At 66.7% G+C, this 26650-nt stretch carries 21 protein-coding genes; 8 read left to right on the top strand and 13 right to left on the bottom strand.

Annotated features, from left to right (window positions below; genetic code table 11):
• Positions 1–8: 8 nt before the first annotated feature.
• From OSH07_RS20345 to OSH07_RS20355, 3 genes are all read right to left on the bottom strand, one after another.
• On the bottom strand, positions 9–3176 hold the full coding sequence (locus tag OSH07_RS20345; RefSeq protein WP_266340516.1) for a helicase-related protein: 3168 nt from the start codon (positions 3174–3176) through the stop codon (positions 9–11).
• Between the two features lie 585 nt (positions 3177–3761).
• Positions 3762–5771 carry a DUF2075 domain-containing protein gene (locus tag OSH07_RS20350; protein ID WP_266340517.1) on the bottom strand — a complete coding sequence of 670 codons (2010 nt, stop codon included), beginning with the start codon at positions 5769–5771 and terminating at the stop codon, positions 3762–3764.
• Between the two features lie 165 nt (positions 5772–5936).
• The gene (locus tag OSH07_RS20355) at positions 5937–6794 is read right to left on the bottom strand and encodes a DUF3108 domain-containing protein (protein WP_266340518.1); all 858 of its coding nucleotides are present in this window, start codon (positions 6792–6794) and stop codon (positions 5937–5939) included.
• A gap of 255 nt (positions 6795–7049) precedes the next feature.
• Here OSH07_RS20355 and rpmB point away from each other — a divergent pair, with 255 nt between their 5' ends.
• Together rpmB and OSH07_RS20365 are read left to right on the top strand one after the other, a co-directional pair.
• Positions 7050–7352 (top strand): 50S ribosomal protein L28, encoded by a 303-nt coding sequence (rpmB, locus tag OSH07_RS20360; protein ID WP_266340519.1) that lies wholly within the window; start codon positions 7050–7052, stop codon positions 7350–7352.
• Between the two features lie 4 nt (positions 7353–7356).
• Positions 7357–7998, top strand: a complete 642-nt coding sequence (locus OSH07_RS20365; RefSeq protein WP_420909660.1) for a queuosine precursor transporter — start codon at positions 7357–7359, stop codon at positions 7996–7998.
• Between the two features lie 63 nt (positions 7999–8061).
• Here OSH07_RS20365 and OSH07_RS20370 read toward each other — a convergent pair whose 3' ends face one another.
• The 5 genes from OSH07_RS20370 to OSH07_RS20390 form a co-directional block, all read right to left on the bottom strand.
• On the bottom strand, positions 8062–8775 hold the full coding sequence (locus tag OSH07_RS20370) for a DNA helicase (RefSeq protein WP_266340521.1): 714 nt from the start codon (positions 8773–8775) through the stop codon (positions 8062–8064).
• 204 nt (positions 8776–8979) lie between these two features.
• Entirely contained in the window at positions 8980–10014 is a 1035-nt protein-coding gene (locus OSH07_RS20375; protein ID WP_266340522.1) for an esterase-like activity of phytase family protein, read from the bottom strand.
• Positions 10011–11915, bottom strand: coding sequence for a cobaltochelatase subunit CobT (gene cobT, locus OSH07_RS20380; protein ID WP_266340523.1), 1905 nt, complete (start codon positions 11913–11915; stop codon positions 10011–10013). Before cobT ends, OSH07_RS20375 begins: the two co-directional genes overlap by 4 nt.
• A 201-nt stretch (positions 11916–12116) precedes the next feature.
• Positions 12117–13103 carry a cobaltochelatase subunit CobS gene (cobS, locus tag OSH07_RS20385; RefSeq protein WP_266340524.1) on the bottom strand — a complete coding sequence of 329 codons (987 nt, stop codon included), beginning with the start codon at positions 13101–13103 and terminating at the stop codon, positions 12117–12119.
• Positions 13104–13202: 99 nt separating this feature from the next.
• Positions 13203–13826: a J domain-containing protein gene (locus tag OSH07_RS20390; protein ID WP_266340525.1), complete on the bottom strand. Its 624-nt coding sequence runs from the start codon at positions 13824–13826 to the stop codon at positions 13203–13205.
• Positions 13827–13895: 69 nt separating this feature from the next.
• Between OSH07_RS20390 and OSH07_RS20395 the strand changes: the two genes are divergently transcribed.
• Positions 13896–14159, top strand: coding sequence for a BolA family protein (locus OSH07_RS20395; RefSeq protein WP_266340526.1), 264 nt, complete (start codon positions 13896–13898; stop codon positions 14157–14159).
• 442 nt (positions 14160–14601) lie between these two features.
• On the opposite strand, the gene OSH07_RS20400 is transcribed toward OSH07_RS20395, so the two are convergent.
• From OSH07_RS20400 to OSH07_RS20415, 4 genes are all read right to left on the bottom strand, one after another.
• The gene (locus OSH07_RS20400) at positions 14602–15753 is read right to left on the bottom strand and encodes a L,D-transpeptidase family protein (protein WP_266340527.1); all 1152 of its coding nucleotides are present in this window, start codon (positions 15751–15753) and stop codon (positions 14602–14604) included.
• Between the two features lie 147 nt (positions 15754–15900).
• Positions 15901–16854 (bottom strand): acetyl-CoA carboxylase carboxyltransferase subunit alpha, encoded by a 954-nt coding sequence (locus OSH07_RS20405; protein WP_266340528.1) that lies wholly within the window; start codon positions 16852–16854, stop codon positions 15901–15903.
• A 124-nt stretch (positions 16855–16978) separates the two neighbouring features.
• Positions 16979–17938: a site-specific tyrosine recombinase XerD gene (gene xerD / locus OSH07_RS20410; RefSeq protein WP_266340529.1), complete on the bottom strand. Its 960-nt coding sequence runs from the start codon at positions 17936–17938 to the stop codon at positions 16979–16981.
• Positions 17938–18087 (bottom strand): hypothetical protein, encoded by a 150-nt coding sequence (locus tag OSH07_RS20415; RefSeq protein WP_266340530.1) that lies wholly within the window; start codon positions 18085–18087, stop codon positions 17938–17940. Before OSH07_RS20415 ends, xerD begins: the two co-directional genes overlap by 1 nt.
• A 232-nt stretch (positions 18088–18319) precedes the next feature.
• Between OSH07_RS20415 and OSH07_RS20420 the strand changes: the two genes are divergently transcribed.
• From OSH07_RS20420 to OSH07_RS20430, 3 genes are all read left to right on the top strand, one after another.
• Positions 18320–18925: a shikimate kinase gene (locus OSH07_RS20420; RefSeq protein WP_266340531.1), complete on the top strand. Its 606-nt coding sequence runs from the start codon at positions 18320–18322 to the stop codon at positions 18923–18925.
• Between the two features lie 7 nt (positions 18926–18932).
• Positions 18933–20060 (top strand): 3-dehydroquinate synthase, encoded by a 1128-nt coding sequence (gene aroB / locus OSH07_RS20425; RefSeq protein WP_266340532.1) that lies wholly within the window; start codon positions 18933–18935, stop codon positions 20058–20060.
• Between the two features lie 117 nt (positions 20061–20177).
• Positions 20178–20900: a Crp/Fnr family transcriptional regulator gene (locus OSH07_RS20430; protein ID WP_266340533.1), complete on the top strand. Its 723-nt coding sequence runs from the start codon at positions 20178–20180 to the stop codon at positions 20898–20900.
• A gap of 409 nt (positions 20901–21309) precedes the next feature.
• Here the strand turns inward: OSH07_RS20430 and secA are convergent, their stop codons facing one another.
• Entirely contained in the window at positions 21310–24036 is a 2727-nt protein-coding gene (gene secA / locus OSH07_RS20435; protein ID WP_266340534.1) for a preprotein translocase subunit SecA, read from the bottom strand.
• Positions 24037–24332: 296 nt separating this feature from the next.
• On the opposite strand from secA, the gene OSH07_RS20440 reads away from it, so the two are divergent.
• Positions 24333–25250 carry a peptidylprolyl isomerase gene (locus tag OSH07_RS20440; RefSeq protein ID WP_266340535.1) on the top strand — a complete coding sequence of 306 codons (918 nt, stop codon included), beginning with the start codon at positions 24333–24335 and terminating at the stop codon, positions 25248–25250.
• A gap of 167 nt (positions 25251–25417) precedes the next feature.
• Positions 25418–26650: a bifunctional glutamate N-acetyltransferase/amino-acid acetyltransferase ArgJ gene (gene argJ / locus OSH07_RS20445; protein WP_266340536.1), complete on the top strand. Its 1233-nt coding sequence runs from the start codon at positions 25418–25420 to the stop codon at positions 26648–26650.

Here is a 26650-nt window from a genome sequence, read left to right on the forward strand (position 1 = left end):
CGCTTGCCTCAGCCGCCGCGCTTCTTGGCTTCGAGATCCGCCTTCAACGCCGCCAGCGCCGCGAAGGGCGAGTTCGGGTCGATCGGACGCTCGCGGCGCGGCTCCTCGCGGCGGGACTGCGGCGCATTCTGGCCCTGACGGTTGTCGCCGCCCTTGCCACGGTGCTCGCCACCCTTGCCGCGATGATCATTGCCGCGATGGTCGTTGCGGTCGCCCCGCTCCGGACGCTGACCGCGCTGCTGCTGCGGGCGGCCGCCCTGGCGGCGTCCGTCGCGTTCGCCGTCCTGCTGGCGGCCACGGCCGCCGTCGCGGCCTTCCGGCTTCGCCTCGCTGGCGCCGGCTTCCGCCGGGGCGCCATGCTGCGGACGACGGTCGCGGCGATGGTCGCGCTGCTGCGGCCGGCGGTCGAAGCGGCCGGGACGCCAGACATCGATCATCTCCGGCTCGGCCGGGACGGCCGGCTCGGTGTCGCCCGTTTCGAGCGACGGCGCCTCGACGACCGGGGTCGCGTCGGCCTCCGTCGCCTCTTCGGCCGGGGCTTCCGCCGTGGTCTCGGTGACGACGGTCTCCGCCGTCTCCTCCGTCACCACCGTCTCGCCCGCCGGGGCTTCGACGGCCGCGTCGGTGGCGGTCTCGGTGGTTTCCACCGTCTCTTCCGAAACGACGGTCACGGCCGGGGCCGCTTCTTCCGCCACGGGCGCGGCCTTCGGCGGCGCCGGACGGCGATCGAGGCGATAGCCGAGCGACTTCAGCACGCCGGCGAAATCCTCGCCCGAGCAGCCGAGCAGCGAGGTCATCGCCACGGTGACGGTGAAGCCGTTGCCGTCGACGGCGCCCTCGGGCGGCACGAGATTGTCGGAGGTCGGCTTCCAGGCGATCAGCGGGCGGATGATGTCCGCGAGCCGCTCGAGGATGTCGATGCGGACGGCGCGGTTGCCGGCGATGCGATAGCCGACGACACGGTAGAGCGGGCGGGCGAAGCTCGGATCGACCGGCACCGTGGTGCGGCCGGTGGCCGAAAGCTGCGGCAGCTCGATCAGGCCCGGGGCGTCGAGGCCCTGGTTCTTCAGCGCCCAGAGCATGGCGTTCAGTGCGCTCGGGGCGGGCTTCAGCAGCGCCGGGACGTAGATGTGGTAGGCGCCGAAGCGGACGCCGAGCTTGCGCAGGCCCGAGCGGGCCTCCTGGTCGAGCGCCTTGATCTCCTCCGCGAGCTCGGAGCGCTCCAGCACGCCCTGGCCCTCGACGAGGCGGAAGGCGATGCCGCGGGCCGGACCCGAAAGCTCGACGCCGGCGAGCAGCTCGAACAGCGGCTTCAGCAGCGTCTCGATGTGGCTCTTCAGCCAGATGTCGACGCGATCCTGGACGCGCTCGCGCGCCGGGCCGGTCAGGCCCTCATCGGCGAGCAGGATCAGGCGCGGGCGCAGCGCATCGTCGGTCGCGACGATCCTTGCCACCGGCGCGCCGAGCCAGCGCAGCGTGCCGTCGGTCGACAGCAGGAATTCGGGATTGGGCGCATTGCCGATCTTCTCGGCGCGGCGTTCGATTTCGCCGGCAAGCGCCTTCTGCGCCACGGCGCCGATCGCCTTGGCGTCCGGTCCGTCGGCCTGGGGATCTGGCGTGAAGCGGAAACCCTGCAGGCTTCCGACATGCTGTCCCTCGACCAGCACATCGCCGGAGGTCGTGATTTCTGCTTCAAGCATGGCGTTTTCTCTAAGCCGCTTCATCAGTACACTTGTGCGCCGATCCACGAAACGCTGGGTGAGCCTTTCGTGGAGCGCATCGGAAAGACGATCCTCTATCGCGCGGGTGCGCTCCTGCCAATGGCGAGGATCCTTAAGCCAGTTAGGCCGGTTTGCCGCAAAGGTCCATGTCCGAATGTGCGCAATGCGGTTGGCGAGCGTATCGATATCGCCATCTGTGCGATCTGCAAAGGCGACCTGACGCTTAAACCAGTCATCCGGCACCGCCCCTTCGCGCGCGACGAAGGTGAAGATATCGCCGACCAGTTCGGCATGATTAGCCGGTGCAATGCGTCGATAATCGGGCGTCTGGCAAATATCCCACAGCAGTTCGAGCCGTTCGCGCCGGTCGGCCAGCGCCCGGATGCCGGGATCGCGGGCGAGGATTTCGAGCACCGTCACGTCTTCGGAAGGCGGCGCCTTCGACAGGCCTTCCATGCCCGGCGGCCGGTCGAGGCTGGCGCGCAGCGCGTCGATCGAACGGAAATCGAGCGCACGATTGCGCCATTGCAGCGTTCGGACCGGCATGAAGTGGTGGCTCTCGAGCGCCTCGATCAGCTCGTCCTCGAAGGGATCGACCTGGCCGGTGACGCCGAAGCTGCCGTCGCGGGTGTGGCGGCCGGCGCGGCCGGCGATCTGGCCGAGCTCGGCCGCCGTCAGCCGGCGATACTGGAACCCGTCAAACTTGCGCTCCTGCGCGAAGGCGACATGGTCGACATCGAGATTGAGGCCCATGCCGATCGCGTCGGTGGCGACGAGAAAATCGACATCGCCCGACTGATAAAGTTCGACCTGGGCGTTTCGCGTGCGCGGCGAGAGCGATCCCAGCACGACGGCGGCGCCGCCGCGCTGGCGCCGAATCAGCTCCGCCACCGCATAGACCTCGTCGGCCGAGAAGGCGACGACGGCCGAGCGGCGGGGCAGGCGGGTGATCTTCTTCGAGCCGGCATAGGTCAGCATCGACATGCGCGGCCGGGTGATCACCTCGATGCCGGGCAGCAGCTTTTCCAGGATGCCGCGCATGGTGGCGGCGCCGAGAAGCAGCGTCTCGTCGCGCCCGCGCAGATTGAGCAGCCGGTCGGTGAAGACATGGCCGCGGTCGAGATCGGCGGCGAGCTGGATCTCGTCGATCGCCACGAAGGAAACGTCTGTGTGCGAGGGCAGCGCCTCCACCGTGCAGACGCGAAAACGCGGATTGGGCGGGACGATCTTTTCCTCGCCGGTGATCAGCGCCACCGATTCCGTGCCGATGCGGGCGGCGATGCGGCCATAGACCTCGCGCGCGAGCAGGCGCAGCGGCAGGCCGATGATCCCCGAGGAATGCGCCAGCATCCGCTCGATCGCCAGATGCGTCTTGCCGGTGTTTGTCGGACCCAGGACGGCAGTGACGTTGCGCCCGCCCGCTCCGGCGCCTGGTGGTCTTGTCCGTTCATTCATATCGCGGGCAGTCTCACTTCCAGATCAACGCTTCCGAGCCTGTTCTGTATCTTATCGGCACACAAAACAGACTCGAATTCTTGCCGCAGACGGTCCCGATTAAGCTTTGGAACCTTTCTGGAACAAACGATGTCCGAATCGCTGACTCGCCGGAAATCGCGTTCTGTTCACCACCATATATGTGCCGGCCATCCGGAAGCGCCACGAAATAGTGCCGCAGCCGCCATCGCGCGGACCGGAGCGGCCCTTTCGGCGTTAACGCTTTCACCCTTGGCGCCATGCCGGCGTGGTTAGCGAAAGGTGAATGATTTCAAACCATTCCGCGCGATGCCGCTTAAGAATTCGATCGAATCCGGAACGGAGCATGGACGAATCGCTGGCGAATCGCGGTTCCCGATTCGTGCCGACTAGCGCTGGTGGGCGGTTGCCGTTCAGACCCCATCGGCAGGGCGCGCAACGGACCGGCGACAGGGGGCGTTCCGCGCGCAACCGGATTCGGGGCGTCGCGGCGTTAACGGATGGCGGCAACCATGTCGCAATTCGGGACAGGGCGAATGTATCTCGCCGACTGCCTCCTAAACGATCCTAAGGGATCGCCTCTATGCCACACGCTCTGAGGAAAGCGTAAGTCTCGTCGTAGAATTCCGGCGCGCGCGTTTTGTCCTCGGGCTCTCCTTGGGGGACAAAAATGACCATCCCCTGGCGGGCTCGTGTCAGAAGCACTCGATAGGCGTTTGCGCGATAAGTCCGACGGACCTCGTCGTTGATTCTCTGCCAAGCCGCGCCCCGGAAATTGTAGTGAGACCATCCCTGTGGGCTCTGGCGCAGGTCAGCGTCCCAGCAGACGCCGACCCAATCCAGTTCCAATCCTTGAATGTCGAACTCGGTCGCGACGTCTTCCAGGTAGTAGGAGGAGCGGACGTCGTCGTTGCCGTTCAAAAACCAGTTTTCTGGGTCAATCTTCGCCTTCACGTGCAAGCCTTCAGGCTTGAGGCGCAAGGCCCCTGACGATGCAACGAGTCCTGTTCGCTCTGTGCCACGGGCCTGAAGGCGTAGCCAACGTCTGGCCGAAGCTAGGTCGCGCGTTATGGCGAGAGGGTAATGAGTTAGCTCTGCCTTCAACGCAAAGGCGCGAGTTGAGTCGCCCTCTATGACCGCACCTACGAACTCGGAGAGCTTTTCGGCGCGATAGGAGCGCACCGAAACGGCCAAATGCAGGTCCTCGACAACGGTAGCGTTGCGTCTGCTCAGTTTTGAATTGAGATCCTGGCCCCAGCTATAGTTAGGGTGGATTATGTGGCCCGAATGATAGATATGCCAGTCGGGGAAGTGGTTCTGAAGAGCGCTGAACCATTCCACCAAGCCAGCTTCGCCAGTGTTAATCTCTTGGCCGCCGCCAATCAGGCATATGATCGTCGCCCAGTCGGTCCGGCGATCCATGACGCTGATCAAGAACTCTGGCTCTGACATGTCAAACGAGGGCATGCCTCGTTTTTGAGTCATGAATTTCTCAGCGTGCTCGCGATCCCAGGCTCGTTGGGCTTCATCAAACACGACGACGTGCTCAACGGGTGGCTTGTCGCTTCGCAGTGCCTCGTCTCTGAAGTGATGAATGTTCTGAACAAAGGAACTGACCTTTTCGAAAGCCGATTTCTTGTCCATCCGGTCGCCCCGCATGCTGGCGCGGGCGACGTCATCGCGCGCGAGCGCCTCGCGCAGGACCGTAACCAATGGTCCGTTCCCAGACAGGAAGACCGCGTGTTCCTCCGAATCGCTGTCGTTGCGAGTGGAAATGTTCAGTCCGGCCAGCGTCTTTCCGGCTCCGGGGACACCGGTTACGAAGCAAATGGCTTTACGGGAATTGGCGCGAGCCTCTTGGACAACCGCCTGCAATGCGGATGCGGTCAGTGTCAGATTCTTCGTGCCTGCGTCGGCGCGGGAAATTTCCTCGACTTTGTGACCCTGGTAGAGCGCCTGAGCGGCTTCAACAATCGTCGGAGTTGGGTGGTATCCACCTTCGGCCCAGTTGGCCATCGGTGCTTGCGGCATTTCGCCGAAGCCCTGAATAGCGTGGGGTCTAGATCGCGGATCGCCCGTCACGCTTTCAATCAGAGACGCCAAATCGCTGCCGTTGGAGAGAAGCGGGCGAGCTACCGAATCGTCGAACCAGACAACGGTGTTGACGACCGGGCTTGCGGCAGTTGCCACGACAATCGGGACAATCGGTTTGTCGTGGCTATGCTCGTGGAAGTTTTTCAAATCCAGAGCGTAGTCGAGCACCTGATCCATGGCGGCGCGATCTTGAGTTCGAGCGCCGACCTTGTACTCGATGAGAAAAATGACGTTCGCACTGTGAACGATCGCGTCTACTCTTTTTCCCATTCGTGGGATCGCAAATTCGAAGAATACGTCGCCGTCGCTGAGCGTCAGCATCCCCAACTGCTGCTTCAGCTGGCTGATCTGGCAGACCCAGGCGTTCGTTTGCTGGATCTCTAGGCTGAAATGATGCGCCTTGGTGAGGGTGCCTAAGATTGATTCGCTAGAATCGGTCAGAAACTCGCGGATGGATTTCTGATAGTAGGCTCTACGCAGCATTGGCTGTTCGCTATTGTCGAATGGAATGCAACGAACCATTCGACAACAGGCGTGACAAATGGCTTAAGCCATCCGTCATATGGATGAAAGCATAACGATCTATTAGTCGTTCGGCTTACTTATCTCCGGCTTTAAGAGCGCTGGGCAGGACTTGGCCCAATCCCCTCACTCCGCCGAGGCGCGCTGGGTCTCGGCTTCGCCGACGAAGCGGGAGGCGTGGATCGTCAGCATGCCGACCTCGGTGCCGATCTGCATCCGGTAGGGCATCATCACGCCGAGCGCCTCGACCGGCGCCAGCCAGACCTCGAGCGCCTTGTTGTTTTCCATGTATTCGATCGCCTCGCGCGTCGGCCGATGGCCGGCGACGGGGACGTAGCGCGCGCCGCAGACGACGACCGAGCCCTTGTAGGAGCCGTTCAGGCCGTCGACCTCGGCCGTGCCCTTGTAATAGAGCTTGACGTCGAAGCGCTGCCAGCCGTCGAAGACGGGAACCGTGCGGTTGCAGGCGGCCGTCATGTTGCCCTTGGGCAGCGGCACGATCATCGCGCTCAGGGGATCGAAGATGTTGCGCTTGTGCTGTGGCAAGAGCGGCACGCGGTCGGCCTTCTTGGCGAGCGGCGGCAGGGCGGCGACCTGGACGATGTTGCCGGCGTTCATCTGCATCGAGACGCTGCTGTTGCGCTGGCCGCTCTCGCTGGTGTCGAGCAGGTAGGCGGCCGGCAGGACGCGCGAGCCGACGATGCTGCCGCTGCTCTTCAGGAAGCCCTTGCCGTCGGAGACGAAGCGGGTGACGCCGCTGGTCGTGCCGCGCACCGTGATGGTGTAGCCCTTGCCGTCGAAAACCGTGTCGAGGGCGAAACGGCCGATGGTGATGCCGCCGAGCAGGATGGTATAGCTGGCGTCGACCTTGCCGGATTGCGGGCCGGCAGGCGCGGCCTGGGCGATCGGCGCGACCGAAGTCGTGGGCGCGGCGGCGAGGAGGGCCGGCAGGACAAGGGCGCGGAGGATGCGGAGCGGTCGCATGAAAAGGGTTCCGTCGAAGGAGCGGCCAAGGCCGATTCCCGTCCCGGGATCGGCTCCAGCTTCGTGGTCGTGATGATGCCCCCAAATCACATCGTGCGATTCTAGGTGATTTGCCCCGCCTTCGTCACTAGTCATCCCGCGCTGAATGCTTGACGGGCGAAGCTTCGGCCACTATGAGAAGGCCCACTTTCCGATACCCCTGCTGCGATCGAGGCCGAGACCGGCGCGTTGCGGCGGAATAGAAGGATTTTTGTTATGTCCCGTGTCTGCGAGTTGACCGGCAAGGCCGTTATGACCGGCAACACCGTCAGCCATGCCAACAACAAGGCCCGTCGCCGCTATCTGCCGAACCTCGTCAACGTGACGCTGATCAGCGACGCGCTCGGCCGCAGCTTCAAGCTGCGCGTTTCGGCTCACGGCCTGCGCTCGGTCGAGCACCGTGGCGGTCTCGACGCCTTCCTCGCCAAGGCCAGCGCTTCGGAGCTGTCCGATCGCGCCCTGACGCTGAAGCGTGCCATCGCCAAGAAGCTCGAACTCGACGGCGCTGCCGCCGCCTGAGGCTTTGATGATCAAGCCGGGTCACATCCTAGCGGCCGCCTTCATGGCGGCCGTTGTCGTTCTGTCGAATATCCTCGTCCAGTACCCGGTCGAGGCGACGGTGGGCCGACTCCAGCTCGCGGATCTCCTGACCTGGGGGGCGTTCACCTATCCGTTCGCCTTCTTCGTCAGCGACCTGACCAATCGCCGCTACGGCCCGCGCGTCGCGCGGCTGGTGGTGCTGGTCGGCTTCGTCTGCGCCGTCATCGTCTCGTTCAAGCTGGCGACGCCGCGTCTCGCGATCGCCTCGGGCACGGCCTATCTGGTGGGCCAGCTGCTCGACATCAGCCTGTTCGCGCGGCTGCGTCGGCAGGCCTGGTGGCGGGCGCCGCTGGCGGCCTCGGTCGTCGGCTCGGTGATCGACACCGCGATCTTCTTCACGCTCGCCTTTGCCCCGCTTGCGGCTTTCCTCGGCCCCAACGACGCCTTCGCGCTCGAATCGGCGCCGCTGCTCGGCGTGCTGTCGATCGCTGGGGCGCGCTGGATGTCTTGGGCGCTGGGCGACCTGACGGTGAAGCTCTGCGCGGCGTTGCTGCTGCTCGCGCCCTATCGCGCGCTGATGCGCTTCGTGCTCGCCTTCCCCGAGCCGCAGCGCAGCCCGGCCTGAGCTGTCGCCTCCCTTTCGAGAAATGAAGAGCCCCGCAATTCGCGGGGCTTTTCTTTTTTGGGCTCAGTTCGCGGCCTGGAAGCGGATTTCGCCCTGGTTCAGGAAGCAGGTCTTGTCGAACAGCGCGAGATCGAGCGGATTGGGCAGGCGGACGTCATCGAGGTCCGGAAACGGCTTCTCCGCCGGATCGTAGGCGCGGTCGATCTGGGCGATGAAGACCAGGATCAGCCCGCGCTCGCGGGCAAACGACCGCAGCGCCCGGACCTGCGTCATCAGGTCGGGATTGTCGCGCCGCTGGTCGAGCAGTTGCAGATAGTCGATGACGGCGAGCGTGCCGCGCGGCGCGGCGGAGAGCTCCGCCATGATGTAGCCGGCATGGATGGCGTCGGAGGCGTCGAAGGCGAAGCGACCATCGGCGAGCATCGCCTCGGCGCCGATCGCCCGCAGCCGGTCGGCGATCTCGGCGCCGGTATATTCCAGTGTGAAGAGCCGGCCGGGATGGCCCGCCTTCACCGCCTCGGCGGCGAGCGCGAGGCTCATCAGCGTTTTGCCCTGGCGCGGGCGGGCGCCGACCAGGACGAGGTCGCCGGGCACGAGCCGGGCGAACAGCCTCGCCGCCGGCGAGCGCGCGGCGGCCCTTGCCGCGAGCAGGCTCCAGGCGTCGAAGCCCTCGCCGGCGGCAATCCGGTCGAGCGCCGCGTGCAGCGGAATGCCCTCCCGGCGGGAGAGCAGCCTGGCGTTTCGCTTCAGCTGGTGGATGGGCGCGGAAAATCGCATGGCGCAAACCTCCTGATGCGAGCCGGAATCGCAACCCCTCCTTATGCGCGCGCTCGAACAGTCGGTTCGACGGGGATCTCAGGCGCCCTGCATGAAAGATGCTGTCCCGATGGAGGGGGGAGGCGCGGGCCGCGCCGGAATCGCAGCATAGCCGATGCCGCGCCGGCCGGAAACCGGACGCCGTTGGTCGCCGGGAAAAACGGGTCAGTTGACCGCGGTGCCCGCCGAGCTGCCCGGGCCCTGCCAGATGAATTCGAGGATCAGCGTCCGCTGCAGGATGCTGAGATTGTCGTCCGACACCAGCGTGATGCGGGCGCGGCCCTCTTCGTCGGTGGTGACGGCGAGGCCTTCCATGTTGTCGATCTGGTTCAGCATGTCGGCCTGCATCACCACCGGGCCGTCGACGAGCGCGCCGGGGCGGATGCTGTCGCCGGGGATGCGGCGCAGCCGCATGCCGACGCCGAAGGGCATGATGACCCGCCGCTCCAGCAGCAGCAGGTCGCCATTCGGCAGGAAGGCGCCGTCGGTGACGTCGAAATCGTCGCTGCGGACGACGCTGAAGGCGCCGGCGAGCGGGCCGCGCACGATCCAGGAGCGATGATTGCCCTTCCTGTCGAGCGAGCGCTCCGAGACCAGCACGGGCGAACCCGCCAGCGGTCCCTCTGCGGGCGCCAGCGCCACCGTCTCGAGGCCGCGATTCTTGACCAGCCCGGTTGCCGAGCGTGGCAGCTTCACCGGCTCGGGCCTCGCCAGAGACAGGTCCGGATTGGCGCGGTAGAGCCGCAGTTCGTTGGTCTGCTCGAACGAGACATAGGCCGCTTCCCGGCCGTCGATCGTCGTCAGCCGCAAGCCTTCCGCGTCGGCGTTGCGCTTGGCGCCGAGCGGGTTGCCCTTGCCGTTCAGCATCGGCGCCCATTCGGCGTCGCGGATGCCGACCAGCCGGCCTTCCTCGCGCTCCAGCGTGCCGCGGAACCAGTAGCCATTGTCGGAGATCGCCACGAAGCTCTTGCCGTCGGGCCTGAAATCGATGCCGGAGAGGCCGCCGAAGGCGCGGTTGGTCGAGTTCAGCGTCAGCCCGCCGGCGAATTCGAACTCGCCGAAGCGGGTCTGGCTGCGGCCGATCAGGAAATAGTCGATCCGCGCCGTGCGGACCGGCTCCGGCGCGAAGCCGGCGGCCAGTGCGATGCCGGCCGATCCGGCCAGGATCATCGCACAGACGGCCGCCAGCGCCTTCTTCATCGCGTTCCGGTCCGCCGTCTCGGCGCGGCGCGGCGCACCGGCGTCTGGTGCTCGTCGAAGAGCTCGGCCAGCTTCTCGGTCATCGCGCCGGCCAGTTCCTCGGCGTCGACGATGGTGACGGCGCGGCGGTAGTAGCGCGTCACGTCATGGCCGATGCCGATGGCGATCAGCTCGACCGGCGAACGGTTCTCGATCTCGTCGATGACGAAGCGCAGGTGGCGTTCGAGATAGTTGCCGGTGTTGACCGACAGGGTCGAATCGTCGACCGGCGCGCCGTCCGAGATCATCATCAGGATCTTGCGCTGCTCCGGCCGCGCCAGCAGGCGCTGATGCGCCCAGTCGAGCGCCTCGCCGTCGATGTTCTCCTTGAGCAGGCCTTCGCGCATCATCAGGCCGAGATTGCGCCGCGCGCGCCGCCATGGGGCGTCGGCCGCCTTGTAGATGATGTGGCGGAGATCGTTGAGGCGGCCCGGCGCCGCGGGCTTGCCAGCCTGCAGCCACGCCTCGCGCGACTGGCCGCCCTTCCAGGCGCGCGTCGTGAAGCCGAGGATCTCGACCTTGACGCCGCAGCGCTCCAGCGTCCGCGCCAGGATGTCGGCGCAGGTGGCGGCGACCGTGATCGGCCGTCCGCGCATCGAGCCGGAATTGTCGAGCAGCAGCGTCACCACCGTGTCGCGGAAGTTCGTGTCCTTCTCGATCTTGAACGAGAGCGGCTGCATGGGGTCGGTGACGACGCGGTGCAGCCGCGCCGGATCCAGCATTCCCTCCTCGCGATCAAAATCCCAGGAGCGGTTCTGCTGCGCCATCAGCCGGCGCTGCAGGCGGTTCGCCAGGCGGCCGACCGCGCCCTGCAGGTTGGCGAGTTGCTTGTCGAGGAAGCCGCGCAGCCGGTCGAGCTCGGCCGGATCGCAGAGATCCTCGGCCTTGATCGTCTCGTCGAAGCGGGTGGTGAAAGCCTTGTAGTCGACGGTCGGCCAGGCGTTGGAGAAGGGGCTGTCCTGCCGCTTCGCCTCGCCCGCGTCGCGCGCGTCCTCGACGTCCTCGCCGTCGGAATCGTCCTCGGCGCCGGCTTCGGTCGTCTCGGTCTCGCCGGCCTCGGCCTCGTCGCCCGTCGTCTCGGCTTCTTCGGCGGCGTCGCTGTCGGCCTGATCGGCCTGGTCGGACGCGTCGTCCTTCTCGGAGCCCGAATCCTCGGAGGCGTCGTCGCCCTGGTCCTCGTTGTCGTCGTTCTCGCCCTTGCCGAGTTCCTCGGCCATGTCGAGCGAGGCGAGCAGCGAGCGCACGGCGGAGGCGAACTGCTTCTGGTCGCCGAGCGCGGTGGAGAGGCGGTCGAGATTGGCGCCGGCCTTCTCCTCGATCCAGTCGCGCCAGAGGTCGACGATCTTCTCGGCCGAATGGGGCGGCTTCTGCCCGGTCAGCTTCTCGCGCACGAGCAGGGAGACCGCGTCTTCCAGCGGCGCTTCCGACTGCTCGGTGATCTCGTGGAAATTGCCGCGGTGATAGCGGTCCTCGAGCATGGCGGCGAGGTTGCCGGCGACGCCCTCCATCCGCCGCGCGCCGATCGCCTCGACGCGCGCCTGCTCGACCGCGTCGAAGATGGCGCGGGCGTTCTTGCCCTCGGGCGCCACGGCGCGGTGGATCGCCTCGTCATGGCAGGCGAGCCGCAGCGCCATGGAATCGCCGAGGCCGCGCGTGACGGCGATCTCGGCGGCGGTGGGCTTGCGGGCCGGCTCCGGCAGGCGGGCGCGCAGGCCCGTCAGGATCGGCCGGTCGTTGGAGAACGAGACTTCCAGCTCCGGCTTGCCGGAAATGGCGCGCACGCAGCCGGCGACCGCGCGCTTGAACGGCTCGGTCGCCGCCTCGCCGGGCTTCTGTCTCGGGTCGCTGTTGCTGCCGCTCATCTTCGCTTCCTTCTCCCTCGCCCGCCTTTCGCGAGGGAGGGGAGTGGGGGTCTCGGGTGCCGGTAGCGGCGCCGGACCGCGCTGATCTTACGCGCAGATCCGGGCCGAGGGCTATGGACCGAACGGGCGAGGGGGCCGGCACGAATGTGCGAGCCCCGCCTGTCCTTCACCCGCGCCGTCGGCGCGGGCCAGGGGCTCGCCTCAGCTCAGAACCACGTTCGCGGCCGACTCGACCAGCTCTTCGCCAAAGGCGCGCTGGTAGAATTCCGCCACCAGCGAACGCTCGAGCTCATCGCACTTGTTCAGGAAGGTGACGCGGAACGCGAAGCCGATGTCGCCGAAGATTTCGGCGTTCTCGGCCCAGGTGATGACCGTGCGCGGGCTCATGACGGTCGACAGGTCGCCGTTGATGAAGGCCGAGCGGGTCATGTCGGCGAGGCGGACCATGCGGCCGACGATGGCGCGGCCCTTCGGATCGGCGAAGTGCTTCGCCTTCGAGACGACGATGCCGACCTCGTTGTCGTGCGGCAGGTAGTTCAGCGTGGTGACGATGGACCAGCGGTCCATCTGCGCCTGGTTGATCTGCTGCGTGCCGTGATAGAGGCCGGACGTATCGCCGAGGCCGACCGTGTTGGCGGTGGCGAACAGGCGGAAGGCGGGGTGCGGGCGGATGACGCGGTTCTGGTCGAGCAGCGTCAGGCGGCCGGAGGATTCGAGCACGCGCTGGATCACGAACATCACGTCCGGGCGGCCGGCGTCATATTCGTCGAAGACGAGCGCGATGTTGTGCTGGTAGGCCCAGGGCAGGATGCCGTCGCGGAATTCCGTGACCTGCAGGCCGTCCTTGATGACGATGGCGTCCTTGCCGATCAGGTCGATACGGCTGATGTGGCTGTCGAGATTGACGCGGACCGCCGGCCAGTTGAGGCGCGCCGCCACCTGCTCGATATGGGTCGACTTGCCGGTGCCGTGATAGCCGGTGACCATGACGCGGCGGTTGCGGGCGAAGCCGGCCAGGATGGCGAGCGTGGTGGTGCGGTCGAACAGGTAGTCCGGATCGGCGTCCGGCACGTGCTCGTTCGGCTCGGAATAGGCGGGCACCTGCATGTCGGAATCGATGCCGAAGACGTCCCGGACGGAAATCGTCGTATCGGGCAGGGCGGTGCGATCAGTCGTCGTCTCAGTCATGTCTGCTCCGTCGCATCCAGCGGACGCTTGCGGTCGGGTTCAAGGCGGGAGGGCCAAACTCAAAGTCTCCCGCGGGCGCGGGCGGTGGGTGCGCTTCTTCTAGCAGAAGCCGGCCGCCTTGAGAAAGTTATATGCCTGAATGATTTCCGCCAGCTTGTCCTCGTAGCTGCGGTCGCCGCCATTGGCGTCGGGGTGGTAGATCTTCACCAGCGACTTGTAGCGCGACTTGATCTCGACGCTGGTCTCGGTGCCGTTCAGCTCCAGCGTATCGAAGGACTTGCGCTCCAGCGTCTTGATGTGGCGCTTCGGCTTCTCCGGCTCGCGGGCGCGGCCGGCGGTGCCGTCGAACATGTCGAACGGGTCCTGCACGCCGCCGCTCCAGTCGCGGGTGGCATGGCTGCGGACGCGCTCGCGCTGCTCGCCGGCGCTGTTGACGCCCATCGTCCAGGTCGGGCGATGGCCGGTCAGCGAATCCTTCTGGTAGGCGGCGATGTCGTCGTCGCCCATGCCGGAGAAGTAGTTGTAGCTCTTGTTGTAGAGGCGCACGTGGTCGATGCAGAAATGGTGGAACTGGCCTTCGCGGTTCCGCCCCTTCGGCGCCTTGTGCGTGCCTTCGGCTTCGCAGCCCGCCCAGGCGCAGCGCTGCGCGGCCGGTCTTGCAGCCGTCTTTCCGGACGCCGGTTTGATCCGGATCCCGTCGAACAATTTTGAATCGAGCTTCATCATGCGATTATGGTAGCCACCCCGTCGACGGACAAGGCGATGTTTCGCCGGAGTGACGGAGGTTTCTCAATGAACACGAAAGAGCGGATTATGTCGGCGCTGGCAAGCGCCCTGTCGCCGCAGAGCCTAGATGTGATCGACGAGTCGCATTTGCACAAGGGTCATGCCGGGCACCGCGAGGAAGGCGAAACGCATTTTCGCGTGAGGATCACGGCTGAGGCGTTCCGCGGCAAGAGCCGCGTCGATATCCACCGGACCATCAACGCCATCCTCGCCGACGAGCTCGCCGCCGGCGTCCACGCCCTCGCCATCCAGGCCAAGGCGCCGGACTAGCCTTCCGTTGTCCACCTTCGCCGGCTAGTAGCCGCCGCTGTAGGCCCGCCGGTTGCTGGCCCGCCGTTCGCTGGCCGCAGGGCGGCTGAGGTTGTTGGCCGGCCGCCGTCTTTTTGCGCCGGCCCCGTCCCACGCTCCGCCGTCATCCCGGGCGAAGACCCGGGACCCATCCAGCCGCGAGGCCGGGAAGGCGAAACGCCCAACGCCTCGGCGGCATGGATTCCTGCTTTCGCAGGAATGACGGCGAGGGTGGGGGAGGCGGCGAGGGTGGATCCAAAAGGCGCCGAACGTGTCGGTGGGTCGGCCAGGAAGTCCCTCACCCAACCCTTTCCCGCAGGCAGGCGAGGGCTTTTCGACGGCGGTCGTCATCGATGTGGAGCTTCGCCGCCACACGCTCGAGCGCGCTCCCTCTCCCGCGTGGGAGAGGGGTGGATTGATGGGCTTACGACGGCTGGCGCTTCTTGAACTTGTCCCAGAAGCTCGGCTTCTTCTCGACCGGGGCCGGGCCATAGGCATCGGCGGCCGGGTCGGCCGTCATCCGGATCGGGGAGGGCACCGGCAGCGGCATTTCGGGCGCCGGGACGCCGTCGATCGCCATCGAGGCTGCATTGGCGGCCGTGGCAGCCGGGTCGGCGACCGGGGTGTAGGCAGCCGGAGCCGAGGCGACTGCCTCGGCGTCGGCGGAAGCCTGGCGGGCGGCGACGTCGGCCGCGGCCTTCGAGGCGGCGACCTGATCCTGGCCGTCGAGCTTGGCGGCGGTTGCGAGGAAGATCTGCTGGTCCTTCGCCTGCTTCTGCTTCACCGCGGCGTCGAGCCATTCCGGCACGCGCATGCTGGCGGGGCAGGCGGCCGAGGCGTTCAAGGCAGCGCCACCGGTATCGACGTCGAACACGTAGCGCTTGTCGCATACGCCGACGACGGGCGGCTTGCGCGTCACCTCGAAATGGTCGTTGCCTTCCTTCAGCATCCGCCAGAACGGCATGTTCGGGTCGTTGCGATGGCGGGCCATGTTCTCGGCCGTCATGCGGAACGGATAGAGGTGGACCTCGAAGGCGCGCTGGCCGCCGATGAAGGCGTCGCGGGCGAGCCAGTAGATCTCGCCGGCGGATTCGTCCGTCATCGAGTAGCAGCCGGCCGACGAGCAGGCGCCATGCACCATCAGGCTGTTGCCGGTGCGGCCCCAGGCGTCGTCATAGGCGTTCGGGAAGCCGATGTTGAACGACAGGTAGTATTTGGAGTTCGGGTTCATCTGGCCGGGCTTGACCGTGTAGAACCCTTCCGGCGCCTGGCGGTCGCCCTCCTTGACCTTCGGGCCGAGCTTGCCGGACCATTTGCAGATTTCGTAGGTCTTCAACAGGCCATAGGTGCCGTCGCGGCGCTGCTTCCAGACCTCGAACTCGGACGTTTCCTTGAAGGAGCGGATATAGACCGGCGCCTTCGGGTCCATGTTCAGCTGCTCCATCTTCGCCTTCAGCTTGGCGGGGAGCGGCTTCAGATGCTTGGGAGTGCCGTCCTGGCAGGCGGCAAGCGCCAGGCCCACCGCGATGAGCAGCGCGGCCTTGCGAAGGCGGGAGAAAAACGCGGAACCTGGCATGAACACCCCTGCGGGGCTCCGCTGCCCTCAGGCGATGCGACCCCGTCCCGTCTCTGCACGACCGCGCGCCTTCCCCAGGATCCTTCCCGAAGGGGACGCGCGGACCGAATCAGCTACTCGTTAGACGTGAAGACGGGCAGAATCGTGTCAAAGCGACCGGCCGATCGCAAGGAACTTCTCGCGACGCTGGCGCTTGATGTCCGCTTCCGACTGGCCCTCGAACGAGGCCAGCGCGTGCTCGATCGCGTTGCCGGCGGCGTCGATCGCCGCTTCGGGATCGCGATGCGCGCCGCCCATCGGCTCGGCGACGACCTCGTCGATGACGCCGAAGCGGAACAGGTCCTGCGCGGTGATCTTCATGTTGGTTGCCGCGTCCTGAGCGCGGCTGCCGTCGCGCCAGAGGATCGAGGCGGCGCCTTCCGGCGAGATCACGCTGTAGATCGAGTGCTCCATCATCAGCACGCGATTCGCGGTGGCGATCGCGATCGCGCCGCCGGAGCCGCCTTCGCCGATGATCAGGGAGACGTTCGGCGTGCCGAGGCCGAGCGCCGCCTCGGTCGAGCGCGCGATCGCCTCGGCCTGACCGCGTTCCTCGGCGTCGATGCCGGGATAGGCGCCGGCGGTGTCGACCAGCGCGATCACCGGCAGCGAGAAGCGCTCGGCCAGTTCCATGATGCGCACGGCCTTGCGATAGCCCTCGGGCCGGGCCATGCCGAAATTGTGGCGCAGCCGCGTCTCGGTGTCATGGCCCTTTTCCTGGCCCATGACGGCGACCGGGCGGCCGCGGAAGCGGCCGAAGCCCGCGATGATCGCCTGGTCCTCGGCGAACTTGCGATCGCCGGCGAGCGGCGTGAAGTCGGTGATCAGCCGCTTGGCGTATTCGACGAAATGCGGCCGGTCGGGATGGCGCGCCACCTGGGTCTTCTGCCAGGGCGTCAGCTTCGCGTAGATCTCGGCGAGGGCCTGGCCGGCCTTCGCCTCAAGCCGCGAGATCTCGTCGCCGACAGCGACGGCATCGCCCTTCTCGGCCATGGCGCGGAGTTCCTGCACCTTGCCCTGGAGATCGGCGACGGGTTTTTCGAATTCAAGAAAGGTTCGCATCCAGACCTTCAAGCCGTACAAACATGGCTATATGCGGGCGGCCGGACAGACCTCCCTGAAAGTGGCCGCACACTGGCCGTTAGCCCCGGCGGTGTCAAGCTGACGCGCGCGGCGCACGAGGAAGTTACGACTTCGCCAGCGGGTGATGCTCGGCGACGAGCGCCCGAAGCCGCTCCTCCAGCACATGGGTATAGATCTGCGTGGTTGAAATATCCGCATGCCCCAATAATTGCTGGACGATGCGCAAATCGGCGCCGTTCTGCAGCAGGTGGCTGGCGAAGGCGTGGCGCAGGACATGCGGCGACACGCGGGCCGAGGCGATGCCGGCGGCGGCGGCGAGCTCCTTCAGGTCGCGGGCGAAGGCCTGGCGGGTCAGCGTGCCGCTTTCGCCGAAGGAAGGAAACAGCCACTGGCCGCTCGGCGCCTTGCCCTCGTGCTCGGCGCGCAGCGCCACGTAGCGGGAGATCGCCTCCCGGGCGCGCGCCGTCAGCGGCACCATGCGCTCCTTGTTGCCCTTGCCGCGCACCATCAGCGCCCTGAGGTCGGCGCGCGCCGCCGAGGCGGGCAGCGCCACCAGCTCGGAGACGCGCATGCCCGAGGCATAGAGCGTCTCCAGCAGCGCGGCGAGGCGGGCGGCGCGCAGCTGCGCGGCCGGCGTCTTCGCCAGCGACACGGCGCCTTCCGCCGTTTCCAGCAGCCGGTCGACCTCGGCCTCCGACAGCACCTTCGGGATCGGAACCTTGCGCTTCGGTCCCTCGACGATGCCGGACGGGTCGTCGCCGCGCACGCCCTCGGCGAACAGGAAGCGGTGCAACTGGCGCAGCGCCGAGAGCCGGCGCGCGGCGGAAGAGGCGGCGAAGCCACGCACCTCGAGATCGACCAGATAGGCGCGCACGTCGGCGAGCGCCGCGCGCTCGAAGTCGAGCCCGTGGCCGACGAGGAAATCGGCATAATCCTCGAGATCGCGGCGATAGGAGCTGAGCGTATGCGGCGAGGCGCCGCGCTCGGCGCTCATCATCTCCAGGAAGGCCTCGAGATGGTGCATTCCGGCGAGCGAACGCCCGCCTTTCGACTTCGCCGTCATCATTGTTCCTGCAGCAGCCTGTCGGTCGGGACCCGCACGGTGATCTCGCGCGGCGTCGGCTGCACGAAGGTTGCGAGCGCGAACACGGCAGCGTAGCCGGCGAGCGCAAGCAGGATGCAGGCGATGATGAAGCGCGACAGTGTCGGCATGAACCGGCCACGGACCTCGGGACGACGTTAAGAGGTTATGGTCATGGCGGGGTGGGTCTGGCAAGGGCGGGCGACGGCCGCAGCCGCGCCGAATTGGCCTTCCGTCACGTCGTCCCGGTCGATTCCGGCGCCTCTTCGGCCTCTCTCCCCATTGCCGGCGGCCGGAATGCTTGACAGCGTCGCCCGGGTCCGGTTCTACCTCGGCAGAGGCTGGACGAGGAGCTGCGGAACCATGATCGAGAGCATCGTTCCAGAACATGAGAGCACCGCGCCGGAGGCGACGCTGGTCCGCCTTCTGGGCCCGCGCGCCATCGTTCTGGTCGGCCTGATGGGCGCCGGCAAGACCTCGGTCGGCAAGCGCATCGCCGCCAAGCTGCACCTGCCCTTCGTCGACGCCGACGCCGAGATCGAGAAGGCGGCCGACGCGACCATTCCCGAAATCTTCGCCCAGCATGGCGAGGCCTATTTTCGCGACGGCGAGCGGCGGGTGATCCGTCGCCTGCTCGACGGCAATCCGAAGGTGCTCGCCACCGGCGGCGGCGCCTTCATGAACGACGAGACCCGCGCTGCGATCCTCGAGGGCGCGGTTTCGATCTGGCTGCGCGCCGAGCTCGACGTGCTGATGGCGCGGGTGCGCAAGCGGGCCAACCGGCCGCTGCTGCAGAACCCCGATCCCGAGGGCACGATGCGCCGCCTGATGGCAGAGCGCGACCCCGTCTATTCCGAGGCGAACGTCCACATCCTGTCGCGCGACGTGACGCATGAGATCGTCGCCGACGAAACCATTGAAGCTCTGCTCGCCTTCCTGGCGGCGGAGACCCCTGCGCAAGAAAGCTGACTGCACGATGATTTCCGCCGAAGCCTCAGCCACCACCTCGGTCCGCGTTGCGCTCGGCGACCGCGCCTATGACATCCTGATCGGCCGCGGCCTGATCGCCGAAGCCGGCCGCGCGATCGCCGAACGCCTGCCCAGGGTGCGGGCCGCGATCGTGACCGACGAGACGGTGGGCGGGCTGCATCTGGCGGCGCTCACCGCCTCGCTCGACGCCGCCGGCATCGAGAGCGTGCCGATCGTGGTCGCTCCCGGCGAAGGCTCGAAGAACTTCGCGACGCTCGAAACCGTCGTCCGCGCCATTTTGGCCGCGCGGCTGGAGCGCGGCGACATCGTCGTCGCCTTCGGTGGCGGTGTCGTTGGCGACCTGACCGGCTTCGCGGCGGCGATCACCCGGCGCGGCATGCGCTTCGTCCAGATCCCGACCTCGCTGCTCGCGCAGGTCGACAGCTCCGTCGGCGGCAAAACCGGCATCAATACCGCCGAGGGCAAGAACCTCGTCGGCAGCTTCCACCAGCCCGATCTCGTCATCGCCGACACCGGCATCCTCGACACGCTCTCCCCGCGCGAATTCCGCGCCGGCTATGCCGAGGTCGCCAAATACGGCCTGATCGACGATCCGGCCTTCTTCGCCTGGCTGGAGCAGAACTGGCAGGGCATCCTTTCCGGCGGGCCGGAGCGCGAGCATGCGGTGGCGACGAGCTGCCGGGCCAAGGCCAAGGTGGTCGCCGCCGACGAGCACGAGACGGGCGAGCGGGCGCTGCTCAATCTCGGCCACACCTTCGGACATGCGCTGGAATCGGCCACCGGCTATTCGCAGCGCCTCGTGCATGGCGAGGGCGTCGCGATCGGCATGGTGCTGGCGCACGAATTCTCCGCCCGCATGAATCTCTGCTCGCCGGATGACGGCATCCGCGTCGAGGCGCATCTGAAGGCGGTCGGCCTCCCGACCCGGCTTTCCGACGTGCCGGGCGGGTTGCCCGATGCGCAGGATCTGATGAAGCGGATCGCCCAGGACAAGAAGGTGTCGCGCGGCACGCTGACATTCATCCTGACTCACGGCGTCGGCAAGGCCTTCATCGCCAAGGACGTGCCCCCGGCCGCCGTCGAGGCCTTCCTGAACGACAAGCTGGCGGGCTGAGGCGCCATCGCAGCCCCCGGAAACGGGGGCTTACTTTTGGCCGCGATGTTCTAGACTGCGGATGCGAGCCATGCCGGCGGATGCCGATCCGCCGGCCCCCTCGCGCGGAGACGGCCCGTGTTTGACATCCTCGAAACGTTCGGCGGCTGGTACGACCTGCCGGCCCATATCGGCTATCTGCTGTTCGCGGTCTCGATGTTCCTGACGAACATCTTCTGGCTGCGCATCCTGCTGATCGTCTCGCTGGCGTTCCAGATCGTCTATTTCACCATGGCGGGCGGCGCGCTCTATACCGGCATCGGCTGGAACATCGTCTTCATCCTGATCAACGCCTATCGCCTCGTCTCGCTGATGCAGGCGCGCCGTCGGCTCGGCAAGGCGACCGGCGGCCATCTTCTCGGCGCCGGCGCCGACGAGGTGGTGATCGACGCGGCCAACAGCCTGGACGACACCCAGATCGAAGAGCTGATCCGCCTCGGTGAGGTCTACGACCTCGCGCCCGGCGCGCCGCTCACGACCGAAGGGGAGCCGGTCGACTGGTTCTATCTCGTCACGGCCGGCCATGCCGTCGTCATGGTCGATGACGCCGAGGTCGCCCGCATCCATCCGGGCGAGTTCGTCGGTGAGATCTCCTTCCTGACCGGCATCGCGGCGACGGCGACGGTTCGCGCCTCCGAGCGGCTGACAGTGATCGCGCTCGACCGCGAAAAGCTCGCCCGCGCCTGCGCCGAGGATGCGCGGCTCTCGGCCGCCGTCCACCAGGTCATCGGCAACGCGCTCGCCCGCAAACTCGTCGTCGCCAACCAGCGCCGCGCAACGAAGACGCCCCAGCCGGCTTAGTTTTCGAAGCGACCAGGGCGGCGATGTCGGGAAAACCCTCACCCCGACCCTCTCCCGCGAGCGGGAGAGGGGGCTCGCCTGCGCCTTTGACAGCTATGGCTCCACGTCGATGACGGCCGCCGGCAGAAAGCCCTCGCCCGCTTGCGGGAGAAGGTAGGGTGAGGGTCTTGCTCGCACTTGTGGTTCGCCGTCACCCCATCCTCGCCGTCATTCCGCGAAAGCAGGAATCCATGCCGCCGAGGCATGGGTCATTTCGGCTCCCGATGTCGCGGCTGAATGGATCCCGGCGCGGGGGCTGGGATGACGGCAGAGCGTGGGCGGAGGTTCGCGCCAGCAGGCGGAATCCGGCCAGCAAAAAGCCCGGCACGTCGCCGTGCCGGGCTTTTTCATTCAGGACCTGTGGGCCGCCTCAGGCGAGCTTGCCGTGGCAGTGCTTGAACTTCTTGCCCGAGCCGCAGGGGCAGGGGGCGTTGCGCTGCAGGCGGCTCCAGGTCGACGGGTCGTTCGGATCGACGCCGAGCGCGGCGAAGCCGGCGGCCGCGTCCGCGCTTTCCAGCAGCGGCCGGTCGTCGAACTCGTTCTCGCCCGAGAGCGGGTCGAGATGCATCGCCTGCAGATTGTCCATGTCCAGATCATCGGGCGCCAGCGGCGGCGACTGCATGATCTCGACGCGCATCATCTGCGCCGTGACCGCCTCGCGCAGGCTCTGCAGCATGCCCTCGAACAGCTCGAAGGCCTCGGTCTTGTACTCGTTCAGCGGGTCGCGCTGGGCGTAGCCGCGGAAGCCGATGACCTGGCGCAGATGGTCGAGCGTGACCAGGTGCTCGCGCCAGAGGTGATCCAGCGTCTGCAGCAGCACGGCCTTCTCGACCTGGCGCATGACGGTCGGCGAGAAGCGCTCGGTGCGGGCGGCGGCGGCTTCGTCGCCGGCCTTCTGCACGCGCTCCAGCACTTCGGCGTCGGCAATGCCTTCCTCGGCCGCCCAGGCCTCGATCGGCAGGTCGAGATTGACCGCCGTCTGCAGCGCCTCGTGCAGTCCCTTGGCGTCCCACTGCTCGGGATAGGCCTTTTCCGGGATGTGCTTGGCGACGAGGCCGGCGATCACCTCGTTGCGCATGTCGTCGACGGTGGAAGCGACGTCTTCCTCGGCCATGAGCTCGACGCGCTGGTCGAAGATGACCTTGCGCTGGTCGTTCATGACGTCGTCGTATTTGAGCAGGTTCTTGCGGATGTCGAAGTTGCGCGCCTCGACCTTCTGCTGCGCCTTTTCCAGCGCCCGGTTGATCCAGGGATGGACGATCGCCTCGTCCTCCTTGAGGCCGAGCTTCTGCAGCATGCCGTCCATGCGCTCCGAGCCGAAGATGCGCATCAGGTCGTCCTGCAGCGACAGGAAGAAGTGCGAATGGCCGGGGTCGCCCTGGCGGCCGGAACGGCCGCGCAGCTGGTTGTCGATGCGGCGGCTTTCATGCCGCTCGGTGCCGATGACGTAGAGGCCGCCGGCGGCGATCGCCTTGGCTTTCAGAACCTCGATTTCGGCCTTGATCTCCTCGATGCGGCGATTGCGCTCGGCTTCGTCCTGGATCTCGCCCAGTTCGCGCTCCATGCGCATTTCGAGGTTGCCGCCGAGTTTGATGTCGGTGCCGCGGCCGGCCATGTTGGTGGCGATCGTGACGGCGCCGGGCACGCCGGCCTGGGCGACGATATAGGCTTCCTGTTCGTGATAGCGGGCGTTCAGCACCTGGTGCGGGACCTTCTCCTTCTTCAGGAGCTCCGACAGCAGTTCCGACTTTTCGATCGAGGTCGTGCCGACGAGGACCGGCTGGCCGCGCTCGGCGCAATCCTTGATGACGCGGATGATCGCCTTGTACTTCTCGCCCGCCGTCCGATAGACCTCGTCGTCATCGTCGATGCGCTGGACGGGCACGTTGGTCGGGATCTCGACCACCTCGAGGCCGTAGATGTCGGCGAATTCGGCCGCTTCCGTCTGCGCCGTGCCGGTCATGCCGGCCAGCTTCTCGTACATGCGGAAATAGTTCTGGAAGGTGATCGAGGCCAGCGTCTGGTTTTCCGGCTGGATCTTGACCTTTTCCTTCGCTTCCAGCGCCTGGTGCAGGCCTTCCGAATAGCGGCGGCCCGGCATCATGCGGCCGGTGAACTCGTCGATGATGACGACTTCGTCGTCCTTGACGATATAGTCCTTGTCGCGCTGGAACAGGCGGTGCGCGCGCAGCGCCTGGTTGATGTGATGGACGACGGTGACGTTCTCGACGTCATAGAGCGACTCGCCCTTCAGCAGGCCGGCCTGGGTCAAAAGCTGCTCGAGCTTCTCGTTGCCGGCCTCGGTGAAGTTGGCGGTGCGCTGCTTCTCGTCGATCTCGTAGTCTTCCGGCACCAGCGACGGGATGAAGGTGTCGATCGTGTTGTAGAGCTCCGAGCGGTCGTCGAGCGGGCCGGAGATGATCAGCGGCGTGCGCGCCTCGTCGATCAGGATCGAGTCGACTTCGTCGACGATCGCGTAGTGATGCGGGCGCTGCACCATCTGGCCGAGCTCGTACTTCATGTTATCGCGCAGATAATCGAAGCCGAACTCGTTGTTGGTGCCGTAGGTGATGTCGCAGGCGTAAGCCGCGCGGCGCTGGTCGTCGTCGAGGCCATGCACGATGACGCCGACCGACAGGCCGAGGAAGCGGTAGAGCCGGCCCATCCATTCGGCGTCGCGCGAGGCGAGGTAGTCGTTAACGGTGACGACGTGGACGCCCTTGCCGGTCAGCGCGTTCAGGTAGACCGGCAGCGTCGCCATCAGCGTCTTGCCTTCGCCGGTCTTCATTTCCGAGATGGAGCCGTCGTTCAGCACCATGCCGCCGATCATCTGCACGTCGAAGTGGCGCATGCCGAGCGCGCGCTTGGCGCCCTCGCGGACGGTGGCGAAGGCGGGGACCAGCAGGTCGTCGACGGTCTTGCCGCCGGCGATCTCGCGCTTGAACTGTTCGGTGCGGGCGCGGAGCTGGTCGTCGGAGAGCGCCGACATTTCGGCTTCCAGCGCGTTGATCTGCGCGACGACGGGCCGATAGCCCTTGACGCGGCGGTCATTGGCCGAGCCGAAAATTTTGCGCGCAAGCGAACCGAGACCGACCATGGGCCATCCTTGATGTTGGGTCCGGCCCGCTCAAAGAAGGCAAGGGGCGCCGGGTTCGTGTTGTCGGCGCGATCGCTGCGACGAAGGCCGGAAACCGTTAGGCGCGCCGTCACCTCTCACAGCGTTCTGGACGCCGAGTTCCGAGACAGATAAGAGGGGGCACAAGGGTTGTCAACGTGGACGACCAGCGGTTCCATGCCCGGAAAATGCCGGAATTGCAGCGGATCCACGCACGTGATCGTGAGGAACTGGCTATGCTCTTCACTTCTCTCTCCGTAACGGAACAGGACAAGTCCATGAAGTCTCGTGTCGCAACTTCCCTTACGGCCTTGCGCGGGCCTGCTTTGGCCGTGCTCGGCCTGATGGCGCTGGCGGCACCCGCCGTGGCCCAGGACGCCGCGCCGGCTGCGGCGCCGGCCGCCGCGCCCGCCGCTCCGGTCGATCCGAAGGCCGTCGTCGCCACCGTCAACGGCAAGCCGATCACCGAAGCCGACCTGACGCTGGCCGGCGAGGACTTCTCCGAGGAACTGGCGAAGGTCGCTCCCGACCAGCGCCGCAAGGCGATCCTCGACGTGCTGATCGACTTGCGCCTGATGGCGGGCGCCGCCGAGAAGGACGGCCTCGACAAGTCGGAGGAGTTCCAGCGCCGGCTCGATCTGCTGCGCGCCCGCGCGCTTCGCAACGAGTTCTTCCGCGCCAAGGTCGATCTCGCCGTGACCGATGAGGCGGTCAAGAAGCGCTATGAGGCCGAGATCGCCAAGATCGTGCCGGAAGAGGAAGTCCACGCCCAGCACATCCTGGTCGAGACCGAGGACGAGGCCAAGGCGATCATCAAGGAGCTCGACAAGGGCGGCGACTTCGCCAAGCTCGCGGCCGAGAAGTCGAAGGACCCCGGCTCCGCCAAGATGGGCGGCGACCTCGGCTTCTTCACCAAGGGCAAGATGATCAAGGAGTTCGAGGACGCGGCGTTCGCGCTCGAGCCCGGCAAGTACACCGAGAAGCCGGTCAAGACGCAGTACGGCTTCCACATCATCAAGTCGGTCGAGAAGCGCAAGCAGCCGCTGCCGACCTATGACCAGGTCAAGGACCAGGTTCGCCAGCTCGTCCTGCGCGACACCTTCGTCGACACGGTCGCGGGCCTGCGCAAGGACAGCAAGGTCGATATCGTCGACCCGGCTCTGAAGGCCGCCCCGGACGCGCAGCCGGCGCAGTAAACTCTGCCGCAGGGTTAACGGATTGCTAACGAAGGGCCGGACATCGTTCCGGCCCTTTTGCATTTGAGGATGGCCGCCGTTCCCTCCCGACGCTCCGAAACGGCTTGCGCGTGACAGGCGGTTCGGGCACAGGGAGGGCCTCCTTTGCCCGAAACCGCCGAGGCATCATGTCCACTGCCGTCTCCCCGCTCGCCGTCCCCTTTCCCGACATGCCGCCGATCGAGGGCGTCCGCTTCGCGACCGCTGAGGCTGGCATCAAGTACAAGAACCGCCTCGACGTTTTCCTGGCGCTGTTCGCGGAAGGCACCACCGTCGCCGGCGTCTTCACCAAGTCGAAATGCCCGTCGGCCCCGGTCGACTGGTGCCGGGACTCGCTGAAGGGCGGCACCGCCCGGGCGCTACTGGTCAATTCCGGCAACGCCAACGCCTTCACCGGCAAGAAGGGCCGCGAGACCACCGGTCTGCAGGGCGAGCTGGCCGCCAAGGTCGCCGGCTGCCGGCCGGACGAGGTCTTCCTCGCCTCGACCGGCGTGATCGGCGAGCCGCTCGACGCGCAGAAATTTGCCGCCGTCCTGCCGGACGCCGCCGCCCGCGCCGCCGACGGCCCCTGGGTCGACGCCGCCCGCGCCATCATGACCACCGACACCTTCCCGAAGGGCTCTACCCGCAAGGTCAAGCTCGGCGCCGCGACGGTCACGATCAACGGCATCGCCAAGGGCGCCGGCATGATCGCTCCCGACATGGCGACCATGCTCTCCTTCGTCGCCACCGACGCCGCCATCGCCGCCCCCGTGCTGCAGGCGCTGCTTTCGAAGGGCGTCGTGGGCAGCTTCAATTCCGTCACCGTCGACAGCGACACCTCCACCTCCGACACGCTGCTTCTCTTCGCCACCGGCAAGGCCGCCGGCGCGGAGGTGATCACCGACGCCGCCGACCCGCGTCTCGCCGATTTCGCCAGGGCGCTCGACGAGGTGCTGCTCGATCTCGCCATCCAGGTGGCGCGCGACGGCGAGGGCGCCCGCAAGCTGATCGAGGTCCGCGTCGAGGGCGCCGTCTCCGACGCCTCCGCCAAGCGCATCGCGCTGTCGATCGCCAATTCGCCGCTGGTCAAGACGGCGGCGGCCGGCGAGGACGCCAATTGGGGTCGCGTCGTCATGGCTGTTGGCAAGGCCGGCGAGCCGGCCGACCGCGACCGCCTGTCGATCTCCTTCGGCGAAACCCGCGTTGCCTTCGAGGGCGAGCGCGACCCGGCCTATTCAGAGGCCGTCGCCTCCGCCTACATGAAGAACAAGGAAATCGTCGTGACGGCCGAGATCGGCCTCGGCGAGGGCAGGGCCACCGTGTGGACCTGCGACCTGACCAAGGAATATGTCGCGATCAATGGCGATTATCGGAGCTGA

This window comes from Kaistia nematophila, from assembly GCF_026343855.1.
Classification (GTDB): Bacteria; Pseudomonadota; Alphaproteobacteria; order Rhizobiales; family Kaistiaceae; genus Kaistia; species Kaistia nematophila.

Bases quoted from the DNA above. Each gene is read 5' to 3' on its own strand.
- OSH07_RS20345 (WP_266340516.1), bottom strand. From the start codon at position 3,176: ATGAATGAACGGACAAGACCACCAGGCGCCGGAGCGGGCGGGCGCAAC.
- OSH07_RS20350 (WP_266340517.1), bottom strand. From the start codon at position 5,771: ATGCTGCGTAGAGCCTACTATCAGAAATCCATCCGCGAGTTTCTGACC.
- OSH07_RS20355 (WP_266340518.1), bottom strand. From the start codon at position 6,794: ATGCGACCGCTCCGCATCCTCCGCGCCCTTGTCCTGCCGGCCCTCCTC.
- rpmB (WP_266340519.1), top strand. From the start codon at position 7,050: ATGTCCCGTGTCTGCGAGTTGACCGGCAAGGCCGTTATGACCGGCAAC.
- OSH07_RS20370 (WP_266340521.1), bottom strand. From the start codon at position 8,775: ATGCGATTTTCCGCGCCCATCCACCAGCTGAAGCGAAACGCCAGGCTG.
- OSH07_RS20375 (WP_266340522.1), bottom strand. From the start codon at position 10,014: ATGAAGAAGGCGCTGGCGGCCGTCTGTGCGATGATCCTGGCCGGATCG.
- cobT (WP_266340523.1), bottom strand. From the start codon at position 11,915: ATGAGCGGCAGCAACAGCGACCCGAGACAGAAGCCCGGCGAGGCGGCG.
- cobS (WP_266340524.1), bottom strand. From the start codon at position 13,103: ATGACTGAGACGACGACTGATCGCACCGCCCTGCCCGATACGACGATT.
- OSH07_RS20390 (WP_266340525.1), bottom strand. From the start codon at position 13,826: ATGAAGCTCGATTCAAAATTGTTCGACGGGATCCGGATCAAACCGGCG.
- OSH07_RS20395 (WP_266340526.1), top strand. From the start codon at position 13,896: ATGAACACGAAAGAGCGGATTATGTCGGCGCTGGCAAGCGCCCTGTCG.
- OSH07_RS20400 (WP_266340527.1), bottom strand. From the start codon at position 15,753: ATGCCAGGTTCCGCGTTTTTCTCCCGCCTTCGCAAGGCCGCGCTGCTC.
- OSH07_RS20405 (WP_266340528.1), bottom strand. From the start codon at position 16,854: ATGCGAACCTTTCTTGAATTCGAAAAACCCGTCGCCGATCTCCAGGGC.
- xerD (WP_266340529.1), bottom strand. From the start codon at position 17,938: ATGACGGCGAAGTCGAAAGGCGGGCGTTCGCTCGCCGGAATGCACCAT.
- OSH07_RS20415 (WP_266340530.1), bottom strand. From the start codon at position 18,087: ATGCCGACACTGTCGCGCTTCATCATCGCCTGCATCCTGCTTGCGCTC.
- OSH07_RS20420 (WP_266340531.1), top strand. From the start codon at position 18,320: ATGATCGAGAGCATCGTTCCAGAACATGAGAGCACCGCGCCGGAGGCG.
- aroB (WP_266340532.1), top strand. From the start codon at position 18,933: ATGATTTCCGCCGAAGCCTCAGCCACCACCTCGGTCCGCGTTGCGCTC.
- secA (WP_266340534.1), bottom strand. From the start codon at position 24,036: ATGGTCGGTCTCGGTTCGCTTGCGCGCAAAATTTTCGGCTCGGCCAAT.
- OSH07_RS20440 (WP_266340535.1), top strand. From the start codon at position 24,333: ATGAAGTCTCGTGTCGCAACTTCCCTTACGGCCTTGCGCGGGCCTGCT.
- argJ (WP_266340536.1), top strand. From the start codon at position 25,418: ATGTCCACTGCCGTCTCCCCGCTCGCCGTCCCCTTTCCCGACATGCCG.